Here is an 18,299-nt window from a genome sequence, read left to right as displayed (position 1 = left end):
CTGCCCACGAGGAGAGCGTTCGCATGACCACCGAGGTACGGCACCGGCGGGCGCCGGGCACTCCTTGCTGGGCCAGTCTCATGGCGCACCGGGCGGACCGGACGCGGGAGTTCTACGCGGCCCTGTTCGGCTGGGAGTTCACGCCGGGCCCGCCGCAACTGGGCTCGTACACGCTGGCGGAGAAGGACGGGCTGCGGGTCGCCGGGATCGGCGAGGGGTCGTCGGAGCCGCACCGTCCGGTGTCGTGGACGACGATGCTGGCGGCGGACGACGTGGACACGGCGGCGGAGCGGGTGCGCGAGTGCGGCGGCACGGTGGGCATCGGGCCGCTGAACGCGGGCGAGGACGGCCGGCTGGCCATCGCGGTGGACCCCTCGGGCGCGGTCTTCGGCATCTGGCAGGGCGGCCTGTTCAGCGGCGCGGACGTCACGGGGGTGCCGGGCAGTGTCGGCTGGAGCGAGCTGCTGACCCGTGAGGCCTCGACGGTCGGGAAGTTCTACGAGGTGGTGTTCGGCCTCACCGTGGAGCGCGTCGGGGACCAGGACGAGGACCGCGCGGTGCTGGTGACGGGCGGCAACGCGGTCGCCGGGGTCCGCGGGCTGGGTCGCGCGCTGCCGCGCGACCGCGGGGCGCACTGGATGACGAGCTTCGCGGTCGCGGACGTGGACGCCGCGGCCCATCTGGCCGTGCGGCTGGGCGGCCGGATCCTGACCGCCCCGCACGCGGGCCCGCACGGGCCGACGGCGACCCTGTCCGACCCCGAGGGCTCCCCCTTCTCGCTCGTCGGCCTTCCCTGAATTCCCCTCACGCCAGCAGTTGCGGGGCGGCGGTCAGGACCAGGCCTGCCGCGCCGCGGACCTCGGCGCCGGGGCCGAGGCCGCCGGTGACGATCTCGATGCCGCGGGCGGCGGACGGCAGGGTGTGCCGCTCGATGCCGGCCCGGAGCGGTTCGAGCAGGTCCTCACCGGCCGCGGCGAGGTCGCCGCCGACCACGACGAGCCGCGGGTTGAGCAGCGTGACCAGGGTGGCCAGGGCGCGGCCGACGGCGTCTCCGGCGTCCCGGACGGCCCGCAGCGCGCCGGTGTTGCGCTGCTTGATGAGGGCGAGCAGGTCGCGCGGGGCGATCGGGCGGCCCCAACTCTGGCTGAGCAGCCGGGCGATGGCGACGGGGCTGGCGACGGTCTCCAGGCAGCCGCGGTTGCCGCAGCGGCAGATGAGCCCGTCGGTGATGAGCGGCAGGTGGCCGATCTCGCCCGCGAGGCCGCGCGCTCCGAGCAGCAGCCGTCCGTTGCTGACGATCCCCGCGCCGATGCCGGCGGACAGCCGGACGTAGACCATGTCGTCGACCTGCCGTCCGGCGCCGTACATCAGCTCGGCCAGCGCACCCGCGTTGGCGTCGTTGGTGACGCGGACGGGCAGCCCGGTGCGCTCGCGCAGTTCGTCGGTGAGGTGCAGGCCGACCCAGCCGGGCATGATGCCCTCGGCGCCGAGTTCGCCGCTGCCCTTCTCGACGGGCGAGGCGATGCCCGCGCCGATGCCGAGCACCCGGTCGCGGGCGACGCCGGCCTCCTGGAGGGCGCGGCCGACGAGAACGGCGACGAGGTCGAGGGTCTCGCCGGGGGCGCGGTCGACGTCCTTGGCGACCCAGTGCTCCCACAGCACCGTGCCGAACAGGTCGCTGAGGATGACCCGGACGTGCTGGTGGCCGATGTCCGCGCCGATCGCGTACCCGGCGCTGGGTACCAGGGACAGCGTCTGGGCGGGGCGACCGGTGCGCCGCGGTTCGGGCTCGTCCGCCGTCTCCCGGTGGGCCTCCTCGGTGACGAGGCCGACGGTGATGAGGTCGGCGACGAGCGAGGACACGGTGGCCCGGGAGAGCCCGGTGACCCGTACCAGTTCGGGGCGGCTGATGCGCGGCGCGGCGTGCAGCGCCTCCAGCACCCGGAGCCGTCCGACCTCGCGCAGGTTGACTGGTGTGTCGATCGTGACTCCCGTGGTGTGCCGGCGCGGTGCTGCGGGTAATCGGTTCGCAACACGGCGCCCTCTTGCGTCAGGCCCGGTCAAGAGCCTTGACTTATGACGAACTTCAGGCAGAAACTCGCGAACTGTTCTACCCAACTCGCTGAGTTTCAGTCGATCCCGGATGAATAACGATTCCCGGCCGTGCGCCGCCCGAGGAGGACACACGTGACGACGACAGACCCGCAGCCCCTGCGGATCGGCATGGTGGGCCATGCGTTCATGGGGGCGGCGCACTCGCACGCGTGGCGTACCGCGGGCCGCTTCTTCGACCTGCCGCGGCCGGTCGAGCTGACGGCGGTGTGCGGCCGGTCGGCCGACCGTGTCAAGCAGGCCGCCGAGCGCTACGGCTGGCAGTCGTACGAGACGGACTGGCGCGCGCTGGTGGCCCGGCCGGACATCGACGTGGTGGACATCTGCACGCCCGGTGACAGCCACGCGGAGATCGCGCTCGCCGCGCTGGCCGCGGGCAAGCACGTGCTGTGCGAGAAGCCGCTGGCCAACTCGGTGCGGGAGGCCGAGGAGATGACCGTCGCGGCCGCCAAGGCGGCGGCCGAGGGCGTGCGCTCGATGGTCGCCTTCAACTACCGCCGGGTGCCCGCGCTGGCGCTGGCCCGGCAGCTGGTGGAGGACGGCCGGCTGGGCCGGATCCACCAGGTGCGCGCGCAGTACCTCCAGGACTGGCTCGTCGACCCCGAGTTCCCGCTGGCCTGGCGGCTGCGCAAGGACCGCGCGGGCTCGGGGGCGCTCGGCGATCTCGGCGCGCACAGTATCGACGTCGCGCAGTACCTGACCGGCCAGCGGATCTCGTCGGTGGGCGCGGTGCTGGAGACGTTCGTGACCGAGCGGCCGCTGCCGGCCAGTTCCAGCGGCCTGTCCGGCACCGCGAGCAGCGAGCGCGGCCAGGTGACGGTGGACGACGCGGCGCTGTTCACCGCGCGCTTCGACGGCGGCGCGATCGGCGTGTTCGAGGCGACGCGCTTCGCCACCGGCCACAAGAACGCGATGCGGATCGAGATCAGCGGCTCGGCGGGCAGCCTGGCCTTCGACGCGGAGTCGATGAACGAGCTGTCCTTCCACGACCGTTCGGAGGACCCGGCGACCGCGGGCTTCCGCCGCATCCTGGTGACCGAGGACACCCACCCCTACCTGCACGCCTGGTGGCCGCCCGGCCACCTGATCGGCTACGAGCACACCTTCACCCACCAGGTGTCGGACTTCGTGACGGCGATCGCCGAGGGCCGCGACCCGAAGCCGTCCTTCGCGGACGGCCTGCAGGTGCAGAAGGTGCTGTCCGCCGTCGAGTCCAGCGCGGCCGCGCTGGGCGTGCACATCCCCGTCCAGGGCCCCCCGGCGGCGTCCTGACACCCGCACCCACACCCGCACCTCCCGACCGTACCCCCGCCCACCTGTCCCAGGAGGACGCACCATGGCACGACCCGTCACGCTCTTCACCGGCCAGTTCGCCGACCTGCCCTTCACCGAGGTGTGCCGGCTGGCCTCGCAGTGGGGCTACGACGGCCTGGAGATCGCCTGCTGGGGCGACCACTTCGACGTCGAGGCGGCGCTCAGCGACGACGGCTACCTGCCGCGGCTGCGCGACACCCTCGACAAGCACGGCCTCAAGTGCTGGACGATCTCCTGCCACCTGACCGGCCAGGCGGTGTGCGACCACCCGATCGACGAGCGGCACCAGGGCATCCTGCCGGCCCGCATCTGGGGCGACGGGGAGCCCGAGGGCGTGCGACAGCGGGCGGCGGAGGAGATCAAGAACACCGCGCGCGCCGCGGCGGCCTTCGGGGTGGACACGGTCGTGGGCTTCACCGGTTCGTCGATCTGGCACACCGTGGCGATGTTCCCGCCCGTGCCGCCGTCGATGATCGAGCGCGGCTACCAGGACTTCGCCGACCGCTGGAACCCGATCCTGGACGTCTTCGACGAGGTCGGCGTGCGTTTCGCGCACGAGGTGCACCCCAGCGAGATCGCGTACGACTACCACACCACCGTGCGGACGCTGGAGGCGATCGGCCACCGCCCCGCCTTCGGGCTGAACTTCGACCCGAGCCACTTCGTGTGGCAGGACCTCGACCCGGTCGGCTTCCTGTGGGACTTCAAGGACCGCATCTACCACGTCGACTGCAAGGAGTCCGTCAAGCAGCTGAACGGGCGGAACGGCCGCCTCGGCTCGCACCTGCCGTGGGGCGACCCGCGGCGCGGCTGGGACTTCGTCTCCACCGGGCACGGCGACGTGCCGTGGGAGCCGGTCTTCCGGATGCTCAACAGCATCGGCTACGCGGGACCGATCTCCGTCGAGTGGGAGGACGCCGGCATGGACCGCACCCTGGGCGCCCCGCAGGCCCTCGCGCACGTGCGGGCGCTGGCCGCGATCGAGCCGCCGGCCGCGTCCTTCGACTCGGCCTTCAGCTCCTCCTCCTGACCGCGGGACGTACGCGTACGGCGGCGGCCGCCCCGCCCGGTGATCCCGGGCGGGGCGGCCGCCGCCGTGTGCGCCGCGGGCGGGTCAGCCGCCGATCGCGACCGAGAACAGGTGCATGCCGACCTGGTGGTCGATCTGCCCCTTGCTGACGTCCGGCAGGGTGATCGCCTGCACGGTCTTGCCCGGCAGCAGGTCCACGGTCGCCGCGGACATGTGCACGGTCTGCGTCTGCTGCCCGCCGCCGTTGTTCAGGTACGGCGTGCTGGCGGCGAAGTCGCTGCCCTGCGAGGGTGATCCGGCCCACCAGTCCGACAGCGCCAGCGCGTACGTCTGGGTCGTGCCGTCGGTGTAGAGGATCACGCCGGTGCCGGAGGTGGAGCCGAAGGTGCTGGTGCCGACGAAGCCGAGCTTGCTGCCGGTGCCGGTGATCTGGACGGCCTGGCCGCCCGCCACGACGTTGTCGGGCTCGCCGGTGCCCGCGGTGGCGGGCCAGGGGAAGGACAGCCCGTCGTGGTCGGTGCTCTTCCCCGCCGTCCAGCCCTGTGCGGCGAGCGCCTGGAGGGAGAAGCTGGCGCCCTCGGCGTCGATGCTGCCGGTCTTGGTGTTGGCGTCGTCGCTGATGCCGGAGTTGTCGAAGGCGGCGGCGAAGGAGGCGTACGGCACGGTGACCGGGGCCTGGGCACCGTAGTCGCCGCCCGGGGTGCTGACGGTCGCGCCGAGCGTGAGGTTGTCGGGCTTCGCCCCGTCGGGGACGGTCACGTTCCACCGGGTGGTGACCGACTGCCCGGGGCCGACCTCACCGAAGACGTCCGGGGTGGCGGCGGTGGCCTGCCAGCCGTCCGGGACGGTGAGCCCCACGGCCACGTTCTGCACGGCCTGCGGGCTGCCGTTGGTGTACGTGGTCGTCGCCGTGACGGTGCTGCCCGCGGCGGCGACGGGCGGTGCGGTGAGGGTCAGCGTGTCGCGGACGACGATCGGCGCGGAGCCGGTGACGCCGCCGACGGTGGCCGACAGGGTCGCGACGCCGTCGGCGACCGCGTGCACGGTGCCGTCCGCGTCGACCGAGGCGACCGCCGGGTCGCTGCTGGCGTAGCGGACCTTGCTCTTCGTCAGGTCCACGAAGGACTGGTCGTTGTTGACCGCCTCCACGACGCCGTCGGCGGTGATCGAGGTGTCGCGCTGCTCCCGGGTGTGGTCGGTGTCGTCCTTGATCCACCGGTTCTTCCCGGCGAGCGAGAAGGTGGCGCCCGCCTCCAGCACCACGTTCTCCGGCTGGACGGTGACGGTCTGCACCTTCGGGGTGAGGGTGCCGGTGACCTTGACCTTGGTGCTGCCCGCGGGGTGCGCGGAGTCGGGGCCGACGGAGAAGCGGTAGCCGCCGGCGGGCACGGTCTGCCGGGAGGCGGCGGCGTCCCACACCGCGAGGTCGGCGGCCGCGACGGTGAAGGTGAGGTGCTGGGACTTCCCGGGGCCGAGCACCTTGGTCTTGCCGAAGCCCGCGAGCCGCTGCTGCGGCATGTCGATGCCGGGCACGTCGAACGGCGTGGTGGCGTAGAGCTGGGCGACGGCCGCGCCGGGGGTCTTCCCGGTGTTGGTGACGTCCACGCCGATCTTCACGGTGCCGTCCGCGGTGATCGAGGACTTGTTCGCGGTGATGTTCTTGTACGAGAAGGTGGTGTAGCTCAGGCCGTAGCCGAAGGGGTAGGTCGGCTCGCCGGTGAAGTACTGGTAGGTGCGGCCGAGTCCGCCGGTCTCGGCCGGGGTGAGGCCGTAGTTCTGCTTGTCGGGGAGCTGCGAGTCGTCCTTGTACCAGGTGAAGTTGAGGTGCGCCGACGGATTCTGCTTCCCGAAGAGGACGTCGGCGAGCGCGGTGCCCTGGTCCTGGCCGTTGTAGCCGCTGAAGAGGACCGAGGAGACCTTGTCCTGCACGTCGTCAATCGTGACCGGGCCGTCGGACTGGATGACCAGCGCCGTCCTGTCGTTGCCGAGGGCGGCGGTCTGGTCGATGAGCGAGCGGTAGTTGCCGGGCATCGCGAGGTTGTCGCGGTCGTTGCCCTCGTCGCCGTTGGCCTGGGTGGTGCCGACGAAGACCACGACCAGGTCGGCGGCCTTGATCGCGTCCTTGGTGGCGTCGCTGAGCACGGCCGGGCCGGTCGCGGTCGAGGAGGTGCCGGCCGCGTCGTAGACCACCGAGGCGTACGGGTCGACCGAGTGGACCGCGTTGAGCACGCCGCGCAGCGGGGTCGTGGTGTGGGTGGGCTTGCCGGAGTAGAGGCCGAGGGTGGTGGTGTCGGCGAGGTCGCCGAGGACGACGACCTTCTTGGCCTTGGTGACGTCCACCGGCAGCAGCGGCGCCTTGGCGGCGGCCGGCTTCCCGTTCTTCAGCAGCACCAGCGAGTTGTCGGCGACCTTGGTGGCCAGCGCCTGGTGCGCGGGGCTCTCCACCTGGTCCTTGGTGATCTTCGTGTACGGCACCGAGCCCGCCGGGTCGAACTCGCCGGTGGCCATCCGCACGCTGAAGACCTGCACCAGCGCGGTGTCCACGACGCCCTCCCCGAGCGCGCCGGAGGCGATGGCCTCCTGGATGTTCGCGGTGGTGGCCTCGTCGCCGGTGCAGTTCAGGTCGGTGCCGGCGCGCAGCGCGTAGGCCTGGCTGCCGGCCTGGCCGGAGAGCTTCTTGCCGGTCGCGGTCTCGGTCCAGGTGGGGTTGTCGGCGTGGTCGGTGGTCCAGCCGGGCGGCGCCCAGTCGTGGCCGCCGGGGAACTGCCGCCAGCCGGTGCCGACGGCGCCGCAGTCGGAGGTGATGTAGCCGTCGAAGCCGAAGGTGCGCCGGGCCAGCTCGTCGGTGGTGTACGTGTCGGCGACCGACGGGGTGCCGTTGATCGCGTTGTACGACGTCATGAGGCCCGCGACGTGCGCCTGCTCGATCAGGTCGCGGAACTGCGCGGTGTAGTAGTCGCGCAGCTCGGTGTCGCTCACGTCGGAGCTGATGCCGGTGCGGTTGTCCTCGACGTTGTTGAGGGCGTAGTGCTTGGCGGTCGCGGCGACCTTGAGGTAGCCCGTGGGGGAGCTGCCGTCCTGGTTGTTGCCCTGGTAGCCGTCGATGAACTGGCCCGCCATCTGGCCGACGAAGTACGGGTCCTCGCCGAAGGCCTCGTCGGTGCGGCCCCAGCGCGGGTCGCGGTCCAGGTTGACGGTAGGCGCCCAGAAGGTGAGCGAGCCGTAGTCGTCGGCCGAGGGCCCGAGGTTGTTCTGCCCCTTGCCGAACAGCGACTTGTCGAGGAAGCCGCGGATCTCGTCGGAGATCGCCGTGGTCTCCTGGTACATCAGGTCCTTGTCCCAGGACATCGACGACGCGAAGTTGACCGGGAAGCTGGTCGCCGCCGGGTTCAGCTCGCCCTGGCCGCCCGCCGCGGTGTCCGCGCCGAGCCGGTTGACGCCGTGCTGGCCCTCGCTCCAGTAGGTGTACTGCTGGACGCCGAGCCGCGGAATGGCGGGGGCGTTGTTCGTGCTGAGCTGCTGGACCTTCTCCTGGAGCGTCATCCGGGACACCAGGTCCGCGGCGCGCTCCTCGAAGGAGTAGTGGGTGTCCAGGTAGATCGGGGTGGCCGCGGCCGTCGCGCGGGGGGTGCCGGCCACGGCCGCGGCGCCGCTCCCCGCGGTCAACGCGGCCGCGCACGCCAGGGCGCACGCGACGGCGACTCCCGCGCGCCGGCGCTTTCGCTGGTCCATCCTGCCTCCGTACGTCATCGAGCAGGGACCCGGGCCGCTCCGCGACTTTCGTCCAAGTCCGGAGAAAGGTCCGGGCAGTGCGGTAACAACTGGGCAGTGTGTGGCCAGTTCTGATGCAAGGTCAAGACGTATGCGCGAAATTATCCGATGAATAATGCTGGAAAATGGCATGCCGGATCACGCAAATTGCGCAAGTTTCTTGCAATGACACGGTGGTGACGGGCCCGGCAGCACCGCTCAGGGGCGGTCCCGGCCGCGCAGCCGCGGGGTGAAGGTGGCGTGGAAGATCGTCGAGGCCGCGCCGACCGCCGCGGCCTCCGCGCTGAGCACCGACGGCTCCACCTCGACCTGCCGCAGCCGGCGCGCCTGCGGGAAGTCGTTGACCACCCGGCGGATCTCGTCCAGGTAGTAGGACGCGGTGTCGTCGGTGAAGAAGGGGCCGCCCAGCACGATCAGGTCGATGTCCAGCAGATCGACCAGGCCCAGCGCGCCGCGCCCGACCGCGCCCGCGACCTCGCGCAGCGCGGCGACCGCCGCCGGGTCGCCGCCCGCCGCCGCCCGTCCCACCGCGCGGTAGGCCGCCGAGGAGCCGCCCGGCGGCGGCAGGTCGGCGCCGCCCGCCGCCCGCAGGCCCAGCCGCGCCGCGGCCTCGGGGACGGACACCGGCGGATTGCACTCCGGCAGCAGCTCGGGCTTGCCGTCCGGGCCGACCCGGCCCAGCGCGACCGCGCACAGCTGGCCGAACTCCCCCGCGTTGGCGCTCACCCCGCGGTAGATGTCGCCGTTGAGATAGAGGCCGGAGCCCACCCCCGTACCGAGGTAGAGGTACGCGAAGTCGCGTGCCCGGCGGTCGCGGCCGATCCACCGCTCCCCCGCCGCCGCGGCCAGCGAGTCCTTCTCGATGATCACCGGGCAGGGGAAGTGGTCCTGGAGCAGGTAGAGCAGCGGCAGGTCGTTCCACGCCGACATCAGCGGCGGGTCCAGCACCGTGCCCGACGCGATGTCGACCGGGCCGGGCACGGCGACGCCGATACCGAGGAAGCCGTCCTCGCGCACCGCGCCGCGCGCCTTCTCCAGCGCCTCCCGGCCCAGCGCGACGACCTGCGCGACGAAGTCGCCCGGGTCGATGTCGGCGCTGACCGGCCGGGTGCAGGTGCACACGAGGGCGCCGTCCAGGTCGATGACCACCGCGGTGATGACCTCGGGATCGATGTGCAGGCCCAGCGCGTGCGCCGCGCTGCCGCACAGCCGCACCGGGGTGCGCGGCTTGCCCGAGGTCGCCCGGCGCTGCGCGTCCTCGACGAGGATGCCGCGGTCCAGCAGCGACCGGGCGATCCGGGAGACGGACTGCTGGGTCAGGCCCGTGCGGTGCGCGATCTCGCCGCGGGTGATGGTGCCGGCCAGCCGCACCGCCTCGATCACCACGCACTCGTTGAACGAGCCCAGGTCGATCTGGTTGACACCGCTGGAGGACACCTGGCGTGGGACCGCTCCCAGAACGGCGGCGTCCGGGGCCGCCGTCCGCGGTGCGCGCAGGTGCCCGGCGACGCTCTCCCGCAGCCAGCCCACCGGGCCCTCGGACTGCTGGAGCGCGGCGATCAGGTCGAGGTAGACGCGGCGCGAGGACTCCGGGTGGCTGGTGCTGTCCAGGGCGACCATCGCGCGCAGGAAGCCGCGCCAGGACGAGCGGGCCGGCAGCAGGTGCCGGCTGGGCCCGCCCGGCGCCGCCGTGGGCGGCACGTCCGGCACGGCCGCGTCGTCCCACAGCGTGACGGCGTGCAGCGCGATGTCCGGGTGGTGCCCGGCCGCGGCGGCGAGGAAGGCGGCGAGCCCGTCCGGACCGGGCTGCCGCGGTGCGGCGGCGGCGCGGCCCGCGGGGCGCCGCTCCTCCAGCGCCCGGCCCAGCCCGGCCAGCACGTCCTCGCCGATCACGGTCGCGGCCGGGCCCGGCGCGGCGGCCGGGCGACTGCGGGTCCCGGCCAGCAGCACCGCCCGGCGGGCGTCGGCGTAGAGGCCGAGCACCCACACGTCGGGGCCGGGCAGCGGCGGGACGGTCGGCACCTCGGGGCCGGGCCCGGCGGCGTCCGGGGTGAGGCGCCAGCGGCGGCGGATGGCAGCCACCGTGGCGTGCGACAGGCCCAGTTCGCGGGCGATGGCCCGGCCCGCGCCGCTGCCGCCGGGGGCGAGCAGCGCGCGGGTGACGACCTCCGCCTCGTCGACGGTGGCGGGCCGTCCGGTGCGCGGGCGCTGCTCGAGGCCGCGCAGTCCGGCGCTCTGCCAGCGGTGCCGCCAGGTGCCGACGGTCTGCCGGGAGATGCCGAGGCGGCGGGCGATCTCGGCGTCCCGCACGCCCTCCTCGGCGAGCAGCACCACCCGGGCGCGGACCGCGAGCGGCCCGCCCTCGGCGGCCCACCCGCGCAGGACCTCGCGGCTGCCGGACCGTGGGTCCGCCTGCTCCCCCGGCTCCCCCGCGACGGCGGTGACGGTGCGGACCTCAGTCACGGCCCACCCCCTGCGCGGCGGCCGGGGTCAGCCGCAGCGTGAGGATCTGGAAGGGGCGCAGGGTGAGCGGTACGCCGTCGGCGGCGTGCGGGCGGGGGCTCAGCGGGGACTCCAGCAGGTCGGTTTCGTGGACGGCGGCGACGGGGAAGCCGGCCGCAAGCGTGGCACGCGCGCGGCCACCACGCGATTCATACAGTCTGACAACGATGTCTCCGCTGCGGTCGTCGGCCAGCTTGACCGTCTCGACCAGCACGTCCGGGTGGTCCACCCCGACCAGCGGTTCCTGCGGCAGCGCGGGACCGGGCCGCAGCGGCAGCGCGAGCGCGTAGCCCTCGGCGACCGCGTCGCCGACCCCGGCCCCCGGGCGCAGGGTGTGCCGGAAGTGCTGGACACCGCGGTCGGCGTGCGGGTCGGGGCTGTGCGGGGCGCGCAGCAGGGTGCTGCGGACGACCGTGGTGGTGCCGCCGTCGGCGCGGGTGTGCCGGGTGACGTCGTAGCCGTAGCCCGCGTCACCGGCCAGGGCGACGCCGAAGCCGTGCTCGCCGACGTGGATCCAGCGCTGGGCGGCGGCCTCCTGGTGGGCGGCGTCCTGTGCGGTGTTCTCGTGCGTGGGGCGGGTGACGTGCCCGAACTGCACCTCGGCGCGGGTGTTCTCGGCGTGCACGTCGAGCGGCCAGGCGGCCTTGAGCACGGTGTCCTGCTCGCGCCAGTCGATCTCGGTGTCCACCGCGAGCGCCCGGCTGCCCGCGCCCAGCGCGAGGTCCTGGACGACGGTGGAACGGCCGGTGCCGCGCGTCACCCGCACGACGGCGAGCAGCGGTCCGGCCGCCCGCACCTCGACCCGCTCGGCGGTGTCGAGGTCGCGGCGGGTGGCGCGGTAGCCGGGGTCGAGCTGCAGCGCGCTCCAGCCGGCCGGCTCGTCGCGGTGCAGCTGGAGCAGGTTGCCCGCCTCGCCGGGGGCGATGGCGTCGCGCCCGGTGGCCAGGTCGACCGCGGAGCGCACCAGGCCGTGGGCGTCCACACGGACCCGCAGCAGCCCGTTGTCCAGGACGTGCCCGCCGTCCTCCGCGGGGGTGACGGTGACCGGGGCGGTGCCGTCGAGCGGGAGTCCGGCGGGGCCGCCGCCGAGGGCGGGCGCCTGCGCCAGGACGGCCACCTTGCCGTCGGGCAGCGGCTGCGCGGTGGGGTAGAAGGTGCCGGTCCCGGCCTCGGGGGCGGGGAGCACGGCGACCTCACGGCGGGCGTGCGGCGCGGAGTTGAGCACGTGGGTGCCCTCGGGGTCGCCGGCCGCGCGCCGGACGAGCCGGTCGAGGCGGCGGTGGACGTCGCGGTGGGTCTGCTCGGCCTCCTCGTGCACCCAGGCGATCGAGGTGCCGGGCAGGATGTCGTGGCACTGCTGGAGCAGCACCTTCTTCCACAGCCGTTCCAGCTCCTGGTAGGGGTAGCTGACGCCGAGCCGTACCGCGGCGGTCGCCGACCACAGCTCGGCCTCGTGCAGCAGCGCCTCGCTGCGCCGGTTGCCGCGCTTGGTGCGGGCCTGGCTGGTGTACGCACCGGTGTGCGGGGTCAGGTCGATCTCGCCGCGCCACACCGGGGCGGCCACGCAGGACTCTCCCCCGGCGGGTCCGGCCGGTGCGCCCGCGGGGGCGGCGTACTCGGCGGCGGCGTCGCGGAAGAAGTGGCCGGGCTGGCGGAGCGTCACGCGCGGGGCTCCGTCGAGGTCGGCGAGGCGGCGGGCGCGCTCCAGCATCGCGCGGTCGGGCCCGCCGTCGCTGCGGCCGAAGGGCAGCAGGGAGCGGGTGGCCAGGCCCTTCTCGGCGAAGCCGGCGACGGCGTCCGCGGTGTCCCCGGCGGTCAGCTCGCTGCCCTCGGGTCCGCCGGGGGCGAGGTGGGTGAACAGCCGGGTGCCGTCGAGGCCTTCCCACCAGAAGGTGTGGTGGGCGGGGCCGCAGCCCGGGTCGGGGCGGCGGCTGAGGAACCAGGTGGCGCCGGACAGCGCGGCGATCTGCGGGAAGGCGGCGGAGGCCCCGGAGGCGTCGGGCAGCCAGACCCCGTCGGCCTCGACGCCCAGCTCGTCGCGGAAGAAGCGCCGCCCGTAGACGAACTGCCGCACCAGCGCCTCGCCGCCGGGCAGTTCGGCGTCGGCCTCGACCCACATGCCGCCGACCGGCGCCCAGGTGCCGTGCGCGACGGCCTTGCGTATCCGCTCGAAGACGTGCGGGTGGTGCTCCTTGGTCCAGGCGTAGTGCTGGGCGGCGGAGGCGGCGACGATCAGCTCGGGGTATTCCTCGGCGAGCGCGGCCATGGTGCTGAAGGTGCGGGCGCACTTGCGCACGGTCTCGCGCACCGGCCACAGCCAGGCGGAGTCGATGTGGGCGTGGCCGACGGCGTCCAGGTGGTGGGCGGAGTCGTGGGCCGGGCGGGCGAGCAGCGGGGCGAGGACGCCGCGGGCGCGGGCCGCGGTCCGGCCGACCGCGCGCGGATCGACGGCGGCGACCGCGCGCTCCAGGCCGACGGCGATCTCGTACCGCCGCGGGGCGTCGGCGGGCAGTGCGCGCATCAGGCCGAGCAGTGTCTCGACGTCGTGGACGAGCTGCCAGACGTCCTCGTCGCGGATGGCCAGGTCCGCCCGGCGCAGCCGGAACAGCGGGGTGTCGCCGGCGGTCACGGGGTCGCCGTAGCGGGTGCCGGCGCCGCTGCCGCCCTCGATGCGGGGGTTGGCCGCGGCCTCGACGAGCAGCCGGACGCTCTCGCCGCCGGACGCCGAGCGGTGCAGCAGCACCGCGCCGAGCCCGGGGTGCAGGCCTTGCAGCGGGATGCCGTGGGCGTCGTGGACGAGGGCCTCGGCGCGGCCGCCGTACTCCCCGGCGCCCTCCTCGGAGCCGAGGTCGACGAGCGCCTCGACGCGGCGCCCGGCCCAGCGCTCGGGCACGGTCGCGCGGACGTCGAACCAGCTGGTCGCCCAGGGGCGGCCCCAGGGCTCGCCCACGGCGAAGGGGGTGTAGTCGGCACGCAGGGCCACCTCGGCGGGCACCGGTTCGCCGGCGATGTGCCAGGCGCCGACATCCATGGGCAGCCGCTGCGGATAGAGCGCGGGGCGCAGCCTGTCGGCGAGGAAGGCGGCCGTGCGCTCTTCCCCGGAAGTGGTCCGGTCATGCATGGGCAGCCCTTCCTGTCCAGCCAGTAACCGCTATGTAAAACCATGTGTGTTATCAAGTCAACGCTTACGACACTTTCGGCTTTCCTGCTGGTCGTGACCTGCGAAGACGTATACGTCAGGCGAATTAACCGCCGCGCCGCGCATTCTTCGGACATTAATTGACATGACATCGTGCAGACGAAAAGGCGGCGGAGGGACCGGCCCCCATGACCGGTCCCTCCGCCGCCTTCCGTGCCCGTGCCGCCGCTGGTGGCGGGCTTACGTGAGCGGCACCGCCGCCGGGCGCTCGCAAGCGGTGGCGACCGGCAGCGACCGGCCCTCGTGCGCCGCGTCCAGCAGGGTGAGCATCACGTCCAGGACGTGCTCGGCGAGTTCGCCCGACGCCAGGTGCGGGCGGTCCCCGGCCACGGCGTCGGCGAGGTCCGCGAGCCCGGTGCCGCGTCCGGCGCCACGGTGCCCCGCGGAGACCGGCAGCTCCTGCCACGCGCCGCCGGTGAACAGCTCCACCGGGCCGTCGAAGCCGTTCGGGTCCGGCACCCCGAGCGAGCCCCGCGTGCCGTGCACCTCGATCCGCGGCAGGTGGGCGGCGTGGATGTCGAAGCTCATCACCAGCGTGGACAGCGCGCCGCCCGCGTGCTCCAGCACGCCCGTGACGTGTGTGTCGACCTCGACCGGGAAGCGCTGCCCGGCCCGCGGCCCGCTGCCGATCTCCCGCTCGGCGCGCGGGGTGCTGGCCGCGCCGGTCGCCCGGACGACAGGGCCGAGCAGGTGCACCAGCGCCGAGAGGTAGTACGGGCCCATGTCCAGCAGCGGCCCGCCGCCCGGCCGGTAGTAGAACTCCGGGTCCGGGTGCCAGGCCTCGTGGCCCGCGGTGGTCATGAAGGCGGTCGCGGCGACGGGCCGGCCGATCAGCCCGTCGTCGACCGCCTTGCGCGCGGTCTGGGTGCCGGTGCCGAGCACGGTGTCCGGCGCGCTGCCGACCCGTACGCCCGCGGTGCGCGCGGCGGCCAGGACGGCGGTGGCCTCCGCGCGGGTCGCGGCCAGCGGCTTCTCGCCGTAGACGTGCTTGCCCGCCGCGATCGCGGCGAGCGCGACCTCGGCGTGCACGGCCGGGATCGTCAGGTTGAGCACCGCGTCCACGTCGTCGCGCGCGACCAGTTCGGCGACGTCGCCCGCGACCTCGGCGCCGGCCGAAGCGGCGGCCTCCTTCGCGCGCTCCGGGTCGAGGTCGGTGACGGCGGTCAGCCGCAGGGTCTCCAGCCGGGCGATGGTGTCGAGGTACTGGCCGCTGATCTTGCCGGCCCCGACCATGCCTATCCTCAGCGGCTCGCCCACAGAAGTCCCCTCTCGGTGATCGCCCGCACCTCGGGCACGTCGAAGTCGTCGGCCTTGTGGCCGATGGCGGAGACGAAGACCCGTCCCCCGCCGTGCGTCCTGGTCCACACCTGCGGCATGACCACGTCCCGCGAGCGGTCCCCGGCGGCCGGGAAGACCGAGGTGGCCAGCACCTCGCTCGCCGGGTCGGTGGACATGAAGTAGTGCTCGGTGTGGACGGCGAAGTCCTTCAGGCCCGCGGTGATCTCGTGGCCGCCGTCCGCCAGTTCGACGGTGTAGTCGACGAACCCGGCCGGGTGCATGAGGAACTGGCCGCCGGTCAGCTGGGCGTAGTCCAGGTCGCCGCGGAAGGAGTCCAGGACCCCGCCGTGCCAGCCGGCGAAGCCGGTGCCCGCGCGCACCGCCGCGGACAGGCCGCGGCTCTGCCCGGGAGTGATCTCGCCCATGGTCCAGCACTGGACGACCAGGTCGGTACCGGCCAGCAGGGCCTCGTCGGTGTAGACGTCGAGCGAGTCGGAGATCTCGACGGCGAAGCCGTTCTCCTCCAGGAAGGGCAGGAAGAGGCCGGTGATCTCCACCGGGCTGTGCCCCTCCCAGCCGCCCCGGACGACAAGGGCCTTCCGTACGGATTCGGTCACGGGCGTTGCACGCTCCCATCGGTGTTGCGCAGCAGGGCCCACCGGTCGTGGGCCAGCGGTTCGGGTACCGGGTACCGGCGTGCGGCGGCCTCGTCGAAGTCGACGCCGTGCCCGGGCGTATCGTGCGGGCGCAGGCCCCCGCCCTCCGCCACGACCGTACCCGGGAAGACCTCGTGCACCGGCGGCTTGAAGACGGCCGCCTCCTGCACCCCGAAGGCGTGGCTGGAGATGTCCATGGCCAGGGTCGCGGCCTGCGCGACCGGGCTGACGTCGGCCGGGCCGTGCGGCGCCAGGCGCACCCCGCGCAGCTCGCACATCGCCGCGATCTTGCGCGCCGGGGTCAGTCCGCCGAGCGTGGGGACCCTGATCCGGGCGAAGTCGATGTCGGGTCCGGCGAGCAGCGCGGTGAACTGCGCCGGGTCGTGGAAGAGTTCGCCGACCGCGAGGGGGACGGGCGAGGCGTCGTGCAGCCGCTTGAAGTGGCCGGCGTCCTCGGGGGCGAGGAGGTCCTCCACGAAGTACATCCGGGCGTCCTCGACACGGCGCAGGAACTCCCGGGCCTGCCGCGGGTCGAGGCGCTCGTGGACGTCGTGCAGCAGCTCGACGTCGTCGCCGACCAGCTCGCGGACCCGGGTGAGGACGGGCGGGACGTGCCGCAGGTAGCCGGCGCTGTCCCACGGCACGCGCCGCTCGTGCACCGCCTGCGGGTCGGCCGCGCCGCCGCCCGCGGTGCCGTAGGTGTCGGCGCCGGGCACCGCGGCCTGGATCCGGACGTGCCGGTAGCCGCGCTCGCGGGCGGCCAGCACCTTGTCGGCGATCTCGGCGGCGTCCTGGCCGTCGACGTGCGTGTAGGCCTCGGCGAAGGCCCGGACCCGGCCGCCGAACAGCGAGTGCAGCGGGACCCCGAGGCGCTTGGCCTTCAGGTCCCACAGGGCGACGTCGACACCGCCGAGGGCGTTGCCGGTGACGGAGCCGCCGCGCCAGTAGCCGCTGTTGAGCAGCAGCCGGTGGATGTCCTCGATGTCGTCGGGGTCGCGCCCCACCAGCATCGGGGCGACGTAGTCGTCGAGGACCGACCGGACGGCCAGCGTACGCTGGGGGTCGCTCGCACAGCCGAGGCCGTAGAGTCCGGGGTCGTCGGTCTCGACCCGGACGATGAGGTGCGGACAGCCGTGCGGGGCCGTCAGGAACGTGCGAACGGCCGTGATGCGTACGGCGGCTCCGCGCTCCTCGACCCAGGGCGCGGGGGCGAGGACGACGGGACGGCCGGGGTCGGTGCCGGTATGGCTGTCGGTGCCGGCATCAGGCAATGCCATGTGGGACTCCCACGTACAGATAGCAGAATGTCGTACTGCCATCCGAACGTATGGAGGGCGGTCGACAGTTGTCAATGCCTGTCCGCGGCCGCCACCCGGTCACCCGTCAACAACCCTGCGGTCAGCGGGAGTTGGTCTGCGAGAGGCGGCAGGGCATGCCGCGGCACGCACCGGCGGCGCGGAGGGGACGCCGGGGCGTGCCGGGAGCGACTGGGGGCGGCCGAGGGGCGGCCGGTCAGTGCTGGCCGAGGCGTTTGAGCAGGGTGCTGAGGCTGTGCGCGGCCTCGGTGACGGCCTGCGCGACCTCTTCCAGCCGGGCGTCGTCCATTCGGCTCTTGGGGGCGGAGCAGCTGATCGCGTCCATGCCCTGGCCGCCGCCGAGCGGCACCGCGACACAGCGGATGTCGACGGAGTTCTCGCCGTCGTCGGTCGCCCAGCCGCGCAGCCGGGTCTCGGCGAGCTGGGCCAGGAAGGAGTCGGGGTCGGTCACCGTGCTGGGGGTCAGCCGCTCCAGCGGCCAGTCCAGCCGGCGCTGCACCTCGGCCGGATCGAGCTGCGAGAGTACCGCCTTGCCCAGCCCGGTGGCGTGCGCGGGCAGTCGGCGGCCGACCGCCGAGTACATCCGTAGCGCATGTCTGGACTCGCGTTTGGCCAGGTAGACGACGTGCGTGCCATCCAGCCTGCCCAGGTGCACCGCCTCGCCGGTCTCCTCGGCGAGCGCGTCCAGCACCGGCCCGGCCAGGCTCGTGACGTCGTCGCCCTCCAGGTAGGCGGTGCCCGTCAGCAGCGCCTTCAGACCGATGCCGTAGCGCGTGCCCGACGCGTCCAGGTCGACCCATCTGCGGGCCTCCATGGTCCGCAGGATCGCATGCAGGCTGCTCTTCGGCACGGACATCGCCGCGGCCATCTCCGCCAGTGAGAGGCGGGCTCCCTGCACCCCGAGCAGCTCCAGCACTTCCAGCACGCGCGCCGCGGACTTGACCTCTTCCGGCTTCCGTCCGCGCGCCGCTTCTGCCACCGATTCCACTGATCCTCCGCTCCCCGCGCCGACGCCTCTCGGCCGCGCTGTGCCCATCTCACCTCAGCGCGCGTCTTGACGCTATACCAAACACGACCCTAAGTTCAGGGACTCCAACGTCATTCGGTCTTCTGAACGGCCG

Annotated in this window: 11 protein-coding genes; 3 read left to right on the top strand and 8 right to left on the bottom strand. The window is 73.7% G+C overall.

Annotated elements, in window-relative coordinates; translation table 11 throughout:
- Positions 1 to 23 precede the first annotated feature (23 nt).
- The gene (locus tag ACH4PY_RS09330; RefSeq protein ID WP_398177982.1) at positions 24 to 797 is read left to right on the top strand and encodes a VOC family protein; all 774 of its coding nucleotides are present in this window, start codon (positions 24 to 26) and stop codon (positions 795 to 797) included.
- A gap of 7 nt (positions 798 to 804) precedes the next feature.
- Here ACH4PY_RS09330 and ACH4PY_RS09325 read toward each other — a convergent pair whose 3' ends face one another.
- Positions 805 to 1,941 (bottom strand): ROK family transcriptional regulator, encoded by a 1,137-nt coding sequence (locus ACH4PY_RS09325; RefSeq protein WP_398177979.1) that lies wholly within the window; start codon positions 1,939 to 1,941, stop codon positions 805 to 807.
- Positions 1,942 to 2,223: 282 nt separating this feature from the next.
- On the opposite strand from ACH4PY_RS09325, the gene ACH4PY_RS09320 reads away from it, so the two are divergent.
- The gene (locus ACH4PY_RS09320) at positions 2,224 to 3,384 is read left to right on the top strand and encodes a Gfo/Idh/MocA family protein (RefSeq protein WP_398179269.1); all 1,161 of its coding nucleotides are present in this window, start codon (positions 2,224 to 2,226) and stop codon (positions 3,382 to 3,384) included.
- A 64-nt stretch (positions 3,385 to 3,448) separates the two neighbouring features.
- Positions 3,449 to 4,456 (top strand): sugar phosphate isomerase/epimerase family protein, encoded by a 1,008-nt coding sequence (locus tag ACH4PY_RS09315; RefSeq protein ID WP_398177976.1) that lies wholly within the window; start codon positions 3,449 to 3,451, stop codon positions 4,454 to 4,456.
- Between the two features lie 84 nt (positions 4,457 to 4,540).
- On the opposite strand, the gene ACH4PY_RS09310 is transcribed toward ACH4PY_RS09315, so the two are convergent.
- The 7 genes from ACH4PY_RS09310 to ACH4PY_RS09280 all read right to left on the bottom strand — a co-directional run bounded on the left by ACH4PY_RS09310 (position 4,541) and on the right by ACH4PY_RS09280 (position 18,157).
- Positions 4,541 to 8,188 (bottom strand): glycoside hydrolase family 3 C-terminal domain-containing protein, encoded by a 3,648-nt coding sequence (locus ACH4PY_RS09310; protein WP_398177973.1) that lies wholly within the window; start codon positions 8,186 to 8,188, stop codon positions 4,541 to 4,543.
- Between the two features lie 237 nt (positions 8,189 to 8,425).
- Complete coding sequence (locus tag ACH4PY_RS09305; RefSeq protein WP_398177969.1) at positions 8,426 to 10,690, bottom strand: ROK family protein; 2,265 nt, start codon at positions 10,688 to 10,690, stop codon at positions 8,426 to 8,428.
- Complete coding sequence (locus ACH4PY_RS09300) at positions 10,683 to 13,850, bottom strand: alpha-mannosidase (RefSeq protein WP_398177966.1); 3,168 nt, start codon at positions 13,848 to 13,850, stop codon at positions 10,683 to 10,685. Before ACH4PY_RS09300 ends, ACH4PY_RS09305 begins: the two co-directional genes overlap by 8 nt.
- A gap of 258 nt (positions 13,851 to 14,108) precedes the next feature.
- Positions 14,109 to 15,185 carry a Gfo/Idh/MocA family protein gene (locus ACH4PY_RS09295; RefSeq protein WP_398177963.1) on the bottom strand — a complete coding sequence of 359 codons (1,077 nt, stop codon included), beginning with the start codon at positions 15,183 to 15,185 and terminating at the stop codon, positions 14,109 to 14,111.
- Positions 15,170 to 15,823: a ThuA domain-containing protein gene (locus tag ACH4PY_RS09290; protein ID WP_398177960.1), complete on the bottom strand. Its 654-nt coding sequence runs from the start codon at positions 15,821 to 15,823 to the stop codon at positions 15,170 to 15,172. Before ACH4PY_RS09290 ends, ACH4PY_RS09295 begins: the two co-directional genes overlap by 16 nt.
- Positions 15,820 to 17,139, bottom strand: a complete 1,320-nt coding sequence (locus tag ACH4PY_RS09285) for an enolase C-terminal domain-like protein (RefSeq protein WP_398177957.1) — start codon at positions 17,137 to 17,139, stop codon at positions 15,820 to 15,822. The genes ACH4PY_RS09290 and ACH4PY_RS09285 overlap by 4 nt, the downstream gene beginning before the upstream one ends.
- A gap of 235 nt (positions 17,140 to 17,374) precedes the next feature.
- Complete coding sequence (locus ACH4PY_RS09280) at positions 17,375 to 18,157, bottom strand: IclR family transcriptional regulator (protein ID WP_398177954.1); 783 nt, start codon at positions 18,155 to 18,157, stop codon at positions 17,375 to 17,377.
- Positions 18,158 to 18,299: the final 142 nt, after the last annotated feature.

Source organism: Streptomyces sp. NPDC021224 (assembly GCF_044332905.1).
In the GTDB taxonomy this organism is placed as follows: domain Bacteria; phylum Actinomycetota; class Actinomycetes; order Streptomycetales; family Streptomycetaceae; genus Actinacidiphila.
Note: the sequence above shows the minus strand (reverse complement) of the source record. Positions and strands in the feature narration are given on the sequence as shown.

Coding starts and splice junctions, on each gene's coding strand:
- ACH4PY_RS09330 (WP_398177982.1), top strand. CDS start 24: ATGACCACCGAGGTACGGCACCGGCGGGCGCCGGGCACTCCTTGCTGG.
- ACH4PY_RS09320 (WP_398179269.1), top strand. CDS start 2,224: ATGGTGGGCCATGCGTTCATGGGGGCGGCGCACTCGCACGCGTGGCGT.
- ACH4PY_RS09315 (WP_398177976.1), top strand. CDS start 3,449: ATGGCACGACCCGTCACGCTCTTCACCGGCCAGTTCGCCGACCTGCCC.
- ACH4PY_RS09310 (WP_398177973.1), bottom strand. CDS start 8,188: ATGGACCAGCGAAAGCGCCGGCGCGCGGGAGTCGCCGTCGCGTGCGCC.
- ACH4PY_RS09300 (WP_398177966.1), bottom strand. CDS start 13,850: ATGCATGACCGGACCACTTCCGGGGAAGAGCGCACGGCCGCCTTCCTC.
- ACH4PY_RS09285 (WP_398177957.1), bottom strand. CDS start 17,139: ATGGCATTGCCTGATGCCGGCACCGACAGCCATACCGGCACCGACCCC.